The organism is Acinetobacter bereziniae, assembly GCF_016576965.1.
In the GTDB taxonomy this organism is placed as follows: Bacteria; Pseudomonadota; Gammaproteobacteria; order Pseudomonadales; family Moraxellaceae; genus Acinetobacter; species Acinetobacter bereziniae.
Genome location: NZ_CP066119.1, coordinates 3,161,547 through 3,176,561 on the forward strand (window position 1 = coordinate 3,161,547; position 15,015 = coordinate 3,176,561).

12 protein-coding genes and 1 tRNA gene are annotated in these 15,015 nt (G+C 38.6%); 6 read left to right on the forward strand and 7 right to left on the reverse strand.

The features are described 5' to 3' along the window. The first annotated feature begins 31 nt into the window (after window positions 1-31). Complete coding sequence (locus I9192_RS14810; RefSeq protein ID WP_151793829.1) at window positions 32-337, forward strand: hypothetical protein; 306 nt, start codon at window positions 32-34, stop codon at window positions 335-337. A 100-nt stretch (window positions 338-437) separates the two neighbouring features. After that, window positions 438-923 (forward strand): hypothetical protein, encoded by a 486-nt coding sequence (locus I9192_RS14815; protein WP_151793828.1) that lies wholly within the window; start codon window positions 438-440, stop codon window positions 921-923. 186 nt (window positions 924-1,109) lie between these two features. On the opposite strand, the gene I9192_RS14820 is transcribed toward I9192_RS14815, so the two are convergent. Next, entirely contained in the window at window positions 1,110-2,477 is a 1,368-nt protein-coding gene (locus tag I9192_RS14820; RefSeq protein WP_227560690.1) for a hypothetical protein, read from the reverse strand. A gap of 79 nt (window positions 2,478-2,556) precedes the next feature. Between I9192_RS14820 and I9192_RS14825 the strand changes: the two genes are divergently transcribed. From I9192_RS14825 to I9192_RS14835, 3 genes are all read left to right on the forward strand, one after another. Further along, on the forward strand, window positions 2,557-2,766 hold the full coding sequence (locus I9192_RS14825; protein ID WP_151793827.1) for a helix-turn-helix transcriptional regulator: 210 nt from the start codon (window positions 2,557-2,559) through the stop codon (window positions 2,764-2,766). 241 nt (window positions 2,767-3,007) lie between these two features. Continuing rightward, window positions 3,008-4,312 (forward strand): YagK/YfjJ domain-containing protein, encoded by a 1,305-nt coding sequence (locus I9192_RS14830; protein ID WP_151793826.1) that lies wholly within the window; start codon window positions 3,008-3,010, stop codon window positions 4,310-4,312. 22 nt (window positions 4,313-4,334) lie between these two features. Further along, a complete protein-coding gene (locus tag I9192_RS14835) occupies window positions 4,335-5,342 on the forward strand; it encodes a hypothetical protein (RefSeq protein WP_151793825.1) in 1,008 nt (335 codons plus the stop codon). Between the two features lie 245 nt (window positions 5,343-5,587). Here the strand turns inward: I9192_RS14835 and I9192_RS14840 are convergent. Together I9192_RS14840 and I9192_RS14845 are read right to left on the reverse strand one after the other, a co-directional pair. After that, a tRNA-Ser gene (locus I9192_RS14840) sits at window positions 5,588-5,677 on the reverse strand. Between the two features lie 98 nt (window positions 5,678-5,775). Further along, complete coding sequence (locus tag I9192_RS14845) at window positions 5,776-7,809, reverse strand: NADPH-dependent 2,4-dienoyl-CoA reductase (RefSeq protein WP_005032687.1); 2,034 nt, start codon at window positions 7,807-7,809, stop codon at window positions 5,776-5,778. A 259-nt stretch (window positions 7,810-8,068) separates the two neighbouring features. Between I9192_RS14845 and I9192_RS14850 the strand changes: the two genes are divergently transcribed. Then, window positions 8,069-8,884: a hypothetical protein gene (locus I9192_RS14850; RefSeq protein ID WP_005032690.1), complete on the forward strand. Its 816-nt coding sequence runs from the start codon at window positions 8,069-8,071 to the stop codon at window positions 8,882-8,884. Window positions 8,885-9,008: 124 nt separating this feature from the next. Here I9192_RS14850 and dld read toward each other — a convergent pair whose 3' ends face one another. The 4 genes from dld to lldP all read right to left on the reverse strand — a co-directional run bounded on the left by dld (window position 9,009) and on the right by lldP (window position 14,604). Continuing rightward, window positions 9,009-10,706 carry a D-lactate dehydrogenase gene (gene dld / locus I9192_RS14855; RefSeq protein ID WP_005032692.1) on the reverse strand — a complete coding sequence of 566 codons (1,698 nt, stop codon included), beginning with the start codon at window positions 10,704-10,706 and terminating at the stop codon, window positions 9,009-9,011. Window positions 10,707-10,991: 285 nt separating this feature from the next. Beyond that, window positions 10,992-12,146, reverse strand: a complete 1,155-nt coding sequence (gene lldD, locus I9192_RS14860) for an FMN-dependent L-lactate dehydrogenase LldD (RefSeq protein WP_004829155.1) — start codon at window positions 12,144-12,146, stop codon at window positions 10,992-10,994. 2 nt (window positions 12,147-12,148) lie between these two features. After that, on the reverse strand, window positions 12,149-12,892 hold the full coding sequence (gene lldR / locus I9192_RS14865; RefSeq protein ID WP_005032694.1) for a transcriptional regulator LldR: 744 nt from the start codon (window positions 12,890-12,892) through the stop codon (window positions 12,149-12,151). Between the two features lie 41 nt (window positions 12,893-12,933). Then, a complete protein-coding gene (gene lldP / locus I9192_RS14870; RefSeq protein WP_171064853.1) occupies window positions 12,934-14,604 on the reverse strand; it encodes an L-lactate permease in 1,671 nt (556 codons plus the stop codon). Between the last annotated feature and the right edge of the window lie 411 nt (window positions 14,605-15,015).

The window sequence follows — 15,015 nt, forward strand, 5'->3', positions numbered from 1 at the left end:
TAGGAAATAAATAAGGATAAGGAGATTCAAGATGAAGAAACTATTTTTAACTGTAGGGTTGAGTGTGTTGTGTAGTACTGCTTTTGCAAAAGCCAATACCATCACTGTCACCGTAAAGAAGATTGAAGGATTTAGTGAATCGGGAGATGCATTCACTTTTAAAGCAACTAACGGCAAACGCTACATGGTTTATAACGCTGGCGGAGCAAGTCCGATTCAGGGTGAAGAATTTATTTCCAGTTCTTCGAAATCTAAAAAAGTTATTTGCCTACGCTTGAGTGCTGAGCAGACTCAACCACGTATGGTTGAGTCAGTTCGTCAGGGTAAATGTAAGTAGTAAATCAAGTGACTCAATCAATAAAACAAAAACGAGCTATCGGTTGAGCCAAACGGCTCAACCGATGCAATACGAATAATTTAAGAATAGGAATTGAACAATGAATCTGGTCAAACCATTGATGCTCTCAAGCTTGCTGATCGCCAGCCTCAGTGCATGTAGCCCACCTACTGAGACTAAAGTCCAAACTGGAAATGCCCCGTCACAAACAACTGAAGATCCAGCTGATGATAAGTTTAAAACCACGATGGTGGATAGCTCTGAATATGACCTCAATGATCCACCTGTTGAGCCTGTACAAGCAGCACCACAGGAACAGTTTGAGGTACGTGTCCGTCGTGAAGAATCTCAATACTCCATGACAGGCTACACTGACCTGTTGAACATCATCTCCTTAAACGATGCGCCAACTACCATCACTGGAGTTTTAATCAATCGTGGTAATTGTAGAAGTAAAGGCACTTACGATTATCAGAATATGCGTTATGGCTCTGTAGCCAAGGTTTACTTAGGCTGTTCTGCCGAATATGTTCGTGAAGTGACGGTCACCACCAACAGCGGTTTGACTTATACCTATAATTTTTAGGTATTCAAAACATCAAATTCTGATGCGTTTGCTAACGTAAAATTTGATGTTATGCCCGACAAAACTGCTGACTGATTCCAGTCAGCAGTGTAGCCAATTTGATACTAAAAACGGCAATTTTGATAAGCTCAGGCTTTGAAAAGATTAGTCTTTATTTTAGAAAAATAATGCTTTTTTACGGTTAGATTATTTTTCCATATTTTGCAGTAAATCTTTATATTGCGAGCTAATTGTTGTGTTTAAGATCATATATTCTACACATTTTGTACGTTCTGAATTTCCACTCACTGGTGTATAGGCAGAACACAACAACACCTTGGTTTCTGTTTTGTTCTCTGGTTTGAGCAGTCTATCTGTCACGCTGAATTTAATATCTAGATCATATCTACTAAGAGCATTAATTTTTTTTAATCGTTCAGATATTTCTTGCAAGAATGCCAACGGCTTCATATCCGTTTTTTCTTGTTGAAGTAACAAATCAACTGTATTAAAAAACTTAGCCTTATCAGGCCTCTCCTCTGGATTTAAGTTCTCAAGTTTGGCTAATTCCCGCCTACAAATCTCATTACGTTTATTGGCTTTTTTCTCTTTGTTTATTTCATACAACCACAATGCGACTAAATCTGTCTGCACTGAAATATTTTTTTCATAGTTATGTTCTACATTCGACCTCAAATCCAGTGTCTGTAAAATCTTACTGATTTCGTGTAATTCTTCAATCTTGATCCCCTTTTGACCATTATCAACATCGGCAACTTCATGATAAAACCAGACCCGATGTGCAATGTATTGCAGAAAAAATGTCGTCATACTATCCGCAATATTCTCAGTGGGTTCATCAATTCTTAGGTTATAGCTTAAGTAATCATACCTTAATGGCCCTTTTTTTACTTCTTTGTATTCCACAAATGAGGTTGTAAACTTTGGTGAAAAAAAGCGTAAATAATGATTGAGTGGCCTGAACATTTTTGCGATATCAATTGGATTGCTCAGTTCTGCTTGATATTCTCCGTCAGCACTATATTGATACTTTTCAATAAGTAACTGAAAATAAATGTAGTCATAAACCAGTTGATCAATAGGTAAATCAATCAACAAATCCGAAATGTAGTATTCACGTGTTGTGTCAGCAAGGAAATTTTCGATTTCAAGATGCTTACTAATCCTACTTACATTTTCTAAAAACTCAGGCTCTCTATATTTAATAATATTCACGACTTGCTCGAGCGTAAGTGCATGAGATTTTAAAATATCCTCAGATATACCTAGGGCTCCCGTTTCAAAATAATTAAAAGCATGATCTATAAAACGATTATTTTTAAACAATGAAGATATCAGTGTTCTCTTCCGCTCTGAATCTAAGTTGTGACATGTATAAAATTCAAAAAAATCATTAACAAAATCATCATGCATCTCATCCCTTAACCTTTTCATATTACTAATAAGTTTAGGGTGACTTTTATCAAGTTTTTGAATTGTAATTGATTGAACAATCAGGTTTCTAAATACGTGATGAATAATTTCCTTTGGGAATTGTATGTTTTTTGATCTCATATTAAAAAATCGAATTACGAAATGGACTTAATTCGAATTACGTTAGCACAGAATACTCTCGTAATCGGAGGGTTTTCCTATGCAAAACAATCAGCCATCACTAAAAGTTCTACGGATCAAAGAAGTTGTAGATATCACGGGTATTTCCAAATCAAGTATCTATGAGCTTCTTAACAAGAAGTCACCTCGTTATGATCCTACGTTCCCCAAATCCATCAAAATTTCAGTATGTGCCGTAGGCTGGTTTCAACACGAGCTTAATGATTGGCTTTTATCGAAAAAAGCATAAGCCAGCAGGTGCTTATCTTTTCAATCACGCAGAAACAGTAATTTACCGACATTAAGGATGGGGCTTGATCTCAAGTCCCCTGATACACCGCTATTGTCTCTGATCTTTACTGCTGGACTCTATATGATTAGATATATCTAATATATTCAATATATTAGATTAATTAATCATATCTACATTCTACACATAGTATAGGTCAGATTTAGACAATTGTATTTTTTTACTAATTGGAGCTATATCTATGGGACAAGAATACCCAGATGTAAAAACAATTGAATTAAAGCCTACCACATTAGAAATGGCACTGGCAATTGAGCCTCATGTTTCTATTGTAGGATCAGATTTAGATGAGTTAGAAGAGTCATCATCTGATGAACCAACTGAAGAGTTACCAACACCATTTAACGATGAAATTGGTGAGGCTGTCGAGCATTACTATGCCTGTTATCCTGAAATAGATAATCATGATGAATTCTCAAAACATCATGTAATCAGCTTATTTAAGAAGAAACAATGGAATCCCGCAATTAGCGTTTGCAGTAATGCGATTAGCTTATGTAACGAAGTAAATATACACAAAGCTACCTATCTATATCAAAGAGATAAGCAAAAATCACACAGCTTATTCAATGATAAATGGATGCTTATATATCCTCCAATACTAGAGCTGATTCGAAGCTTTCTCGTTAATTCAAAGCAATTAAAGTCCCCGATAAGCTATCGATGTGAGCAATATGATGTGGTCATGGCAGCTTTTAATAAGATATTAAGGCCGTATCAAGATTGTATTTATGACTTAATTGCATATCCATACGACCAATTGAATGAAGTTGATGCCAGTGGTGTACCTACAGGTCAGAAAATCTCTGTCGCAATGCTCATTAATCAATTCATTAAAACGTTATTTGAATATTTACATTCTCCCAAATATGTACAGCGTGTGAATGATCGTCGAAAGGTAGCGAGGCGGCGTGAAAAGAAAGTACTCCAATATATCAATAAACTGCGTAAACATTACTCACGTTTAATCGGTGTACGTGTTGACTTGTATCTACCCGATGACAAGAAGAGTTTTACACCTAAAGAAATCGTGAGTCATTTTCACACTTTGATGCAGAAGCTGCGTCGTAGAGAGTCTATACATTTAGCGGGCTATGTTACGAAGCTGGAGTATGGCGTAGATCAGGCCTTACACTTGCACGTTTTTTTCTTTTTCAATGGTAGTCATCACCGTGAAGATATTAGCTTAGGCCGAATGATTGGCGAAATGTGGGATAAGCAAATTGATGGTAATCATAGCTATTTTAACTGTAATACCAGCAAGAATCGTAAGAAGTACAAATACGATGCCTTGGGGGTGATTAACCGTGATGATCAAACCAAGTACGACTATATCGCTAAAGTTATTCATTACTTTGCCAAGTTTGAACAGTACGTCTTACATAGCGACTTAGAACGCGTCAAGACTCTAAATACAGGGGTTTTGCCTCATCTCCGTAGAGAGATGGGTCGCCCAAATCTAACTAAACACTATCAATCTATTTAACCTAATTACAGCGAGTTTCAACATGAACCAAGTTTTTATACCAAATACGCAGCAGCAATTTTTTAATGTAGCTCAAACACCACCACATGTTTATCCGAATGGAAATAATGGCTTTCTTACTAATGGCACAATGGTCAGACCTACTTATGGAGATCCAATGTTTAATCAAATCGCATTCGGTTTGATCAATGGTACGAAACTGCTAGAACAGGATAAAATTAAGATGTTTCCTAAAGCTACGGCAACTGTACCTTATCCACCGATGAATCCATTGTGTTATTTTGTTCTCCAGCAAATGCCATTATTTTCTCATTTTGTAGACCTTTTTAATGGCTTTGAAGCAAATCCTTATCTTAACGTATTCCAGAAATTTGCTGTTGAAAATTTACAACTTATGAGATCACCTCAGCAAATTCCTAATCATATGTGGGAAAATTTATTTTGTCGTTTGCGCGCAGAACTTTATATAGCTAAAGCGAATCTTCAGACAAGAAAGTACGAAGCACAGATTCAAAAACTTCGTAATGAACAAAAAGCTGTTTTTAGACGCGTGATGCAAACCCATGACCAAGCTAATTGTATTTTCCTAGAACTGCCATTGATTACTCAAACTGATCCACCTCATTATCAGACTCAGGAAGATGCAGAGAAAGTATCTTTAAAAGTGTTAAAGGAATATTTTCAATGGCTACATAAAGCTGGGCAACTCACAGAGAAACTCTATGATATTCAATGGCGGATCGTTAAAGGGCTTGATCAGAAGCTAACAGCACAAGCATTTATTTACGTCCTAGGTGATAAAGTGGATTATTTACCTCTACTCCAAGAACAATGGGAATTTGTATGTGGGGATTACCAGCTTCAAGGTATTTTTCCAGATCCTAAGCACACCCATTGCTATGATGGACAAGGTTTAGTTCAAAAAGCATGGTTACAACTAATCGAACGAGTCCATGAACCACTTGGTTTTTATCGCTATAAAGGTAACGGTATTACCTATGCGTGGAAAGCATATACAGGCAATGTCTAATCTCGATTTATTATCTTGCTATCTCTAGGGGTTCATTCGTGAACCCTTTTTTATATATTTAAAATCTCTTTTACCTATTCTAGATAAGTTTAAAATTATTAACGTTTTTTATATTTGTTTCCTATCCTATCCGAAATCATCTTGTTTTTACTTTTTACATCCAACATTTGATGAGGGGTAGGTTGAGGGGTAAACACACAGATAAAAAATAAGCCCTTGTAAAAACAAGGGCTTATTTAAATATTTGGCGGAAGCGGTGAGATTCGAACTCACGGAGGACTCACACCCTCGTCGGTTTTCAAGACCGGTGCATTAAACCGCTCTGCCACGCTTCCATGTGCGCAAGAATACTAAGCTTTTCTAACGATGACAAGAAAAAAATAGGCTTAAAGCATTCAAATGCATATTGTTTCATCAAAATCACTGATTTTGATCAAAGTTTAGCTGCTATTTCAGCACCTTCACGAATTGCACGCTTGGCATCAAGTTCACCTGCCAATTTAGCACCACCAATAATATGATAATTGGCTAAAGTAGATTCACCCTCTTTTGGCATCAAATCCTTAACAGACTCTTGTCCAGCACATACCACGATGGTATCTACACGCAACAATTGATCATGACCATTGCTTTCAATCCACAATCCTTCATTGGTCACAGCTTTATATTGCACGCCACGCAACATTTTTACCGCATGTTTTTTCAATTGTGCACGATGAACCCAACCCGAAGTTTTACCTAGACCAATCCCTAAAGGTGTTGTTTTCCGTTGCATCAAATAAATTTGACGAATCGGTGGTTCGACTTCAGCAGGAACAAAGCCTCCTTCGGTCATATAGTTTGGATTTGGGTCGATGCCCCATTCACGTTGCCACTCTGCCAAAGGCTGTGGTTGTGGCTGATGTTCAGGTTTCAATAAAAATTCTGAGACGTCGAAACCAATACCACCCGCTCCAATCACCGCCACCCGATACCCCACTGGTGCACCTCGCAACACTTCTGCATAGGACAAAACTTGTGGTGAATCACTGCCATCAATCTTTAAACCACGAGGAATAACACCCGTAGCAATCACAACATCATCAAAACCTTCACGTTCTAATTGCTCACGATTGACTTTGGTATTTAAACGTAAGTCCACACCGGTTTTTTCGATTTGTACTTTAAAATATCGAATGGTTTCATGAAACTCTTCTTTACCCGGTACGACTTTGGCAAGATTAAATTGACCACCAACTTCTGTAGAAGCTTCAAATAAAGTCACTTGATGCCCACGACTTGCAGCAATTGTCGCAGCAGACATACCTGCAACACCACCACCAACAACAGCAACTTTCTTTGGTTTCTTGGTTTTGAGATAAACCAATTCTGTCTCATGCGCAGCACGTGGGTTAACCAAACAACTTGCACGTTTATTTTGAAAACTATGGTCTAAACACGCTTGGTTACAGGCAATACAAGTATTAATTTCATCAACACGATTAGTTGCAGTTTTACTGACCCAAAAAGCATCCGCCAATAATGGACGTGCCATTTGTACCATGTCCGCTTTACCTGCTGCTAAAATTTCTTCAGCAGTATCTGGCATATTGATTCGGTTTGATGCAATAACTGGAACTGAAACATGTTTTTTTACTTCAGCTGTATAATCAACAAAGGCTGCTCGAGGAACGGAGGTCACAATAGTTGGGATACGTGCTTCATGCCAGCCAATCCCTGTATTCAATAAAGTAATGCCTGCTTTTTCCAATGCTTGTGCGACAGTGATGACTTCATCCATCGTATTGCCATCATGGACTAAATCCAACATCGACAAACGGAAGCAAATAATAAACTTTTCACCCACTTTGGAACGAATCGCTTTGACAATTTCTACAGCAAAACGCATCCGGTTTTCAATCGGACCGCCCCAACGATCTGTACGTTGATTGACATGGCGACTTAAAAATTGATTCAGCAAATATCCTTCTGAACCCATAATTTCCACACCATCATAACCCGCCTTTTTTGCCAAGCTTGCAGTTTCTGCATAATCCTGAATCGTTTCAAGGATCAGTCTGTCACTCATCTGACGTGGTTTAAACATTGAAATTGGAGATTTGATCGGGCTTGCTGAAACCACAAAAGGCTGGTATCCATAACGACCAGAGTGCAATATTTGCATAAGAATTTTTGCGCCATGCTTATGTACAGCATGGGTAACTAAACGATGTGGTGCAATATCACCCAAAGTATTCATCGTTCCGCCTGCTGGCAACAACCAACCTTGACGGTTAGGAGAGATCCCCCCTGTAATAATCAGCCCAACGCCACCTTTAGCTCGCTCGCCAAAATATGCGGCAAGTTTGGGATAATGATAAAAACGATCTTCCAATCCAGTGTGCATTGAGCCCATTACCACACGATTTTTGATCGTTGTAAATCCTAAATGAAGCGGTTTTAAAATATGTGCATAGCTAGTTGTCATGGTGAATCCTTTTTAGTTTGGCTTTGCAACTTGTTGCATACTACTTTATCGAGTTTTAAAATTTTTTGGATGGCTTATTTTGATAATTTCTTGGTAGATAGTGTCAATTTACTGCATTTATTTTTTATTAAAAAAACTTCATCCTGATCTATTTTAATTAATCAATAAAATACAGTTCTATAATACTGTAAAGCAGCGATTTTGGTTATTTTGCACTATTACTTTGGAATAAAAGCAAATAAGAAAAGGCATTTTAACAATGAGTCATCCTGTATTTTTAACCAGTACCACGTTTAGCCATATGCCGATCGGTCAAGAAAATCAATGGGCAGATTTTTTTCAAACAGCTTCTTTTGAACTGGAAGCCAATGCATTTATTCCGATTTTATGGTTAATGCTGTTTAAACAGGACAATCTGCATTGGGCTAAATATATCGATGAATTGGATCACAACGACCAAAGAAATCAGGGTGATTTGGAAGAATATCAACAAGATTTTGCAGAAAACTGCTATGCCTATTTAGTGATCGAGCAGCAACAGGCTTTAAATAATTTAGAGCAACGGAAGCCCTTATTTATAGCTATTTTTGGTGAAGAAAATATTCCTCATTTTGAAGAGTTTAAATCTTATATCTTACAATATTATCCTCACTTTATATTGTTACGAACCAATGGATTACCTTTAGACTTAAATGACGCAAACTTTCTAACTCAACCCTTAACACACATAGAAAATGCGCAAATGGGTGATACCGAAAATATTGATTTTTTCACTGTGCAACGTCGTGATCTTGCACGTTTCGATGATCAGGCTTATTTCTTTTACGGTGCAGATGTACTCAGTAGCAGTATAGCATCAGATTCCCTAGAACAGTCCCCATCACCGATGTTAGACACTAAACCACCATCAACAACAGCATCAGGATTGGCGATTTGGATCTGTACAGCAATTGTTGCCTTATTAACACTCGGTGTTTGGTTTTCTACTTCTTCGATTTTGTATAGCGTACTTATTTTTATCATCAGTGCTTTTGTATTGGGATTCATTTCTTCAAAAATTGGAGAAACAAAGTAGAACAGGTTGACATATGAGCCACAAAAAACCATGAGCAATGCGATCAGTATTACTCATGGTTTTTAAACAACTTTTTTTGAAAAAATTTTAATCTATTGCGAACTGCAAAATTAATTTCCCAATTTTATTTCCAATATTTCAATTTACTGGTTTGCCCAATACCCACATTAAAACTATTGGTTGGATCAAGTTTTTGATAATGATTTTTTAAACTTGGTTTAGCCACATAGAGATGCCCTACATTATGTTCTGCGGGATATTCAGCTCCACGATCATCCAACAAATGCCACATTTGATGTTCCATTGCCAAAGGATCAACACCTTTTTTTACAATATAGTCTTGATGAAATACATGACAGAGAAAATGTCCGTAATACAACTTATGAATGATTAAATCATCCATCGCTTTGGGTAAGGTTTCCACCCACTCCCGATCATTACGACGTAGTGCAATGTCTAAAGCAACAATATCTTCCACGTCTGAACGGTGTGTATCTCGATAGCGAATTGCCGCACCTGCAACGGCAAAACGGTGTAGAAATGCTTTGCGCCCTTCTTCCTCAGTACAACGGAAGAAACCACCTAAAGAATGCTGTTGAAAGTAGTCATGTAAAAAAGCTTCAACTTGATCGACGTCTTGATTTTCGATACGAATCATCAAATGATGTTCATATAAATCACGAAACTCATTCATGCGCTTAGGCAAATGATTCGGTAAGAGTTTGGTCACTATTTGCAAAATTTTATCGGACAAATTACGTAAACCAATTTTCTCCAGATAACCATCGACTTTATCCTTCATCGCAAATGCTGCAGGTACTTTTGCTGTACCTAATTTTTCGATAAACATAAACGTATCTTTGCCGTATTCAGCGCCAATATCATAGGCAACACGATGAATATACTCACCGGCAATTGGCAGTCTAAGTAAATCTTTCAGTAAAAAACGACGAATTTCGGTGAGATCATCATGTGAGTTTGTCCCGACATAAAAGACCTGACTTGGTATTTTCTCAAAGGTGTCTAGACGTACTGCAAATACACAGACTTTACCTGCCGAACCCGAAGCTTCAAACAAACGTGATGGGTCCGCATTAAATCGTGCAGGCGTAGCTTCATCAACCTGTTTCACATCATGCGCATAACGATGATCTGAGGCACAACAACTCGGATTATTTACAATGTCATTGATTTGATAATTTTGACTTTCGAGCTTGGTTAAAATTTCCTCTGGAGTTTCACCCAAATGAACTCCCAAGTGATTGACCAACTCCAACTCACCTGAATCATTGACACGCGCATAGAGTGCTAACTCGGTATAGGCAGGTCCACGACGAACAAGTGCACCGCCAGAGTTATTACAGATCCCGCCTAAAACTGATGCTCCGATACATGATGAACCAATCACAGAGTGTGGTTCACGATTAAATGGAGCTAATTCTTTTTCCAAACGATCTAATGTTGCCCCTGGCAAACAAATGACTTGTTGACCTTGATTAATGACCTGAATGCCAGCCAAACGGCGCGTACTCATTAAAACCACGGGGCGATCATAATCATCACCAAATGGCGTTGAACCACCAGTCAATCCAGTATTGGCAGCTTGCATAATCACGATGCAATCGGCATTGACAGCAGCTTGTAACACTTGCCATTGTTCGAATAAAGTTCCTGGAACAACAACAGCAAGTACTTTGCCTGAACCGTATCGACGCCCTTGACGGTAGAGGCGTGTATCATGATCTTGGGTCAAAACATGCTGTTGACCAACAATTTGAATCAATTGCTGAATGGTTTGCTGTGAATCAAAATTCGATTGCATTTTCCCTATCCTATCTATGAATGCTGACTCAACAAATAAGTTCAGCATTCATTGCAGCGACATTATTTCAATGTAATTGCGACTATGGAAAGCTTTCGATTTAATGTATCTCAATTTAAAAAGATAGATCAAACCAAAGTCATCCGCAAAACTTGGTCAATATTTTTTAGTTTCATCTTTTAGAAATATCAACTGCTCAAAACGTTTGGCTTCAACGCTCACAGCTAATATTTAGGCAAGCAAATTCGATAGCTTGATGGATATTTGCTCAACCTCAAAAATATATTAATCAGTCAGTGCTTGATCTAGTTTGACTAAACAATCAGAAGTAATGTCAGCAATGGTTTTGGCACCCGTCAATGTCATCGCAACACGCATTTCTTTATCAATTAAATCAAGTAGGTTTGATACACCAGCACCACCTGCGGCACCTAAGGCATAGACAAATGCACGCCCTAACATACACGTATCAGCGCCAAGTGCGAGCATTCGCACAACATCTAAACCATTACGAATACCCGAATCTGCCAGAATCTTAATATCGCCTTTCACAGCATCCGCAATTGGAGGAAGTGCACGTGCTGATGACAACACACCATCGAGTTGACGACCACCATGATTAGAAACAACAATACCATCTGCACCGAAACGAACCGCATCTTTAGCGTCTTCAGGATCAAGGATGCCCTTAATCACCATCGGACCATCCCAAAACTCACGAATCCATTCTAAATCTTTCCACGAAATAGAGGGATCAAAGTTATTGCCCAGCCAACCGATGTAGTCTTCGAGTCCAGTCGGTTTGCCTAAATATTTGGAAATATTCCCCAAATCATGCGGACGACCCAGTAAGCCCACGTTCCAAGCCCAATGTGGATGGAAACAAGACTGCATATAACGACGCATTGCTGCATTCGGACCACTCATCCCTGAATGTGCATCGCGATAACGTGCACCCGGTACAGGCATATCTACAGTAAACACTAAAGTTGAGCAACCTGCTGCTTTAGCACGTTCCAAGGCATTTTTCATAAAGCCACGGTCACGCAAAACATACAGCTGAAACCACATCGGACGACCAATTGCTGGGGCAACTTCTTCAATTGGGCAGACTGAAACTGTAGATAAAGTAAATGGAATGCCTTTTTTATCTGCTGCAACTGCAGCCTGCACTTCACCACGGCGTGCATACATCCCCGTTAAGCCGACAGGAGATAATGCAACCGGCATTGATAAAGTTTCATCAAATAACTTTGTTTCTAGACTTAACTGAGACATATCATTTAAAACACGCTGTCTCAAAGCGATTTTTGATAAATCTTCTACATTGCGCTTCAGTGTATATTCAGCATATGCACCGCCATCAATGTAATGAAATAAAAATGGAGGTAAACGACGTCTCGCTGCTTCACGATAGTCATTTGCAGAAGAAATAATCATGTTCATATCCTGTTTAATCGGCTTGCACGTTGACGACGAGCTTCTTCTTCATCAATCATCCGTACTTGCTGCACTACAAATTCTATATGTCCACATACTGCATCTCTTGCAGCATCTGGATCATGACGTTCAATTGCATCCATCACTCTAAAATGCTGATCATGCAATTGATCAAATCGATGTGTTTCTGAGTAAACCTTACGTCTGCCCAGTAATACGTTAAATTGCAACAAATCGAACACGCCCCGCATCATCTGAATCAAGACTAAATTGTGCGATGCCTCAGCAATCGCCAAGTGAAATTTAGCGTCCGCCAGTGAAGCTTGTTCATCATCCCCTAATGACTGAAAGTATGAAATCTGATCATAATATTTACGGATCAAAGCCAGATCTTCTGTTGTTGCACGTTGTGCTGCATACCAAGCCGAGCCACCCTCAAGAATTGTTCGTGCTTCTTGCACATCAAAACGATAGGCAGGGTCTTGATCAATTAAATTACTTAACGGGCTAACAATCTGGTTTTGCGACCAGTTCACAGGGATTTGTTGCAAATACGTTCCCGCACCTACTTTACTGACCAGTATACCCATACTGGTCAATTGCGAAATCGCTTCTCTTAAAGAAGAACGGGATACACCGAGTTGTTCACACAACTTTCGTTCAGCAGGCAATCGTTCTCCGACTTGCATGTTTTTTTCTGCGATTAACATGCGTAGGCTGTGGACCACTTTGTCGGAGACTTTCATCTGCTTTCCTTAATATTGCATTGGTTCAGTGTCGCTGAGTATCATGGAATCATCCATGGGAACACATAAGCTTGTAGGGTAATAATAATACCGATCATTACTGTAAACGTTATACTGTGTTTCACGGTAAAACGGAACAGATCTGATTCTTTACCAACAAGCCCGACCGCTGCGCAGGCAATTGCAATCGATTGAGGAGAGATCATTTTTCCTGTCACACCACCACTGGTATTCGCTGCGACAAGCAATACTTCTGGCACTCCAATTTGTTGTGCCGTGGTTGCCTGTAATGCACCAAATAATGCGTTGGCTGAAGTATCCGAACCCGTCAGGAACACCCCTAACCAGCCTAAGAATGGCGAGAAGAAAGTAAATGCTTGCCCTGTATGTGCCAATGCCAAAGCCAGGGTTGCAGACATCCCTGAATAATTAGCGATAAAAGCAAAAGCCAATACCATACCAATCGAATAAATTGGAATTTTTAATTCATTAATTGTTTCGCCAAAAGTGACTACAGCTTCTTTAGGCTTCATTTTTAAGAAAATGATGGTGATGATTGCAGCAAAAATAATGGCTGTCCCTGTTGCTGAAAACCAATCAAACTTATAAATCGCATCATAATCTTTGATTTCTGATACCACTGGCGGCATCTTTTGCACCATTTGGTGCAAGAAAGGCACTTTGATTGAAATCACCAAATCATGCAATGCACCATCTTTGGTAAACAAGTCTTTGAATGGTTTTACACTCCAGATCGTCACCATGACTGTCAGAATGGCAAATGGCGACCAAGCTTTCGCAATTTGTGCAAGCGTATATTTTTGCTGTTTTTGCTCAGCCAGATTTTCATTCATGCTGGCATCTTCATTGGCAAAACGGAAGATATGTTTAGGCTGCCAATACTTCAATAAAATCGTAAGTGAAATCAAAGATGCAATAGATGCTGTAATATCTGGCAATTCAGGACCAACAAAGTTTGACGTTAAATACTGAGCGATCGCAAATGCACCACCACCAACAATCACCGCAGGCCAAGTTTCTTTAACACCACGCCATCCGTCCATGATCGCCATAATCCAGAACAGTACAATGGGCACCATAAATGGCAACTGGCGTCCGACCATCTGACTGATTTCATGTGTTTCAACACCTGAGACTTGACCAGCAACAATAATTGGAATTCCCATAGCACCAAATGCAACAGGCGCCGTGTTTACAATCAAACACAGACCAGCAGCATAAAGTGGTTTAAACCCAAGCCCGACCAACAATGCTGCGGTAATTGCCACAGGTGCACCAAAACCAGCCGCCCCTTCTAAGAAAGTACCAAAAGCAAAACCGACAAACAGCATTTGTAAACGCTGATCTTCTGTAATCGATAGAATCGAAGAACGGATAATATCGAACTGCCCTGTTTTAACCGAAATTTTGTACAGGAATACTGCACCAATAATGATCCATGCAATTGGCCACAAGCCATAGAAAAAGCCATAGACCATAGATGCCAATGCCATCATGGTAGGCATTTGATAAGCAAATAAAGAAACCAATAATGCCAATATGACTGTAATTGTCCCCGCAACACTTCCTTTCATGCGGAATACAGCTAGGGCCAAAAAGAAAAATATAATTGGAATGAGTGCAATGGCACTGGATACCCAGATATTACCCATTGGATCATAAATCTGTTGCCAATGTTGAAGCATTGTCATCTCCTTGAAATGCTTGCCAGAACTTCGAGTTTGATAAAATCACCCATTTATTTCTCAATAATTGGTATGACCAATATAAAGTTAAAAACAAAAAAATAACGCGTATTTTTACTTTATAGTAATTTTTGCTGATTTAAAGATCAATAGTTACCCAATTATTCATAAAATGGTATGACCAATTTCAAGAGTGTTTTTATTATTTTAATTGCATATTTTCTCATTTCTTAGACACATAGATTTTTAAAAGTTTTGTTTTTAAAGGTTTTTTTTAAAGGTTTATTATTTTTATACGACTTTAGTCTAAAATGATATTTAAAAAGCAAATTTTAACCAATATCAAAACATATTTTTATTACGATATTAATCACACACTTTCATTATTGGTCTGATCATTTTAAAAATTCAAAATTT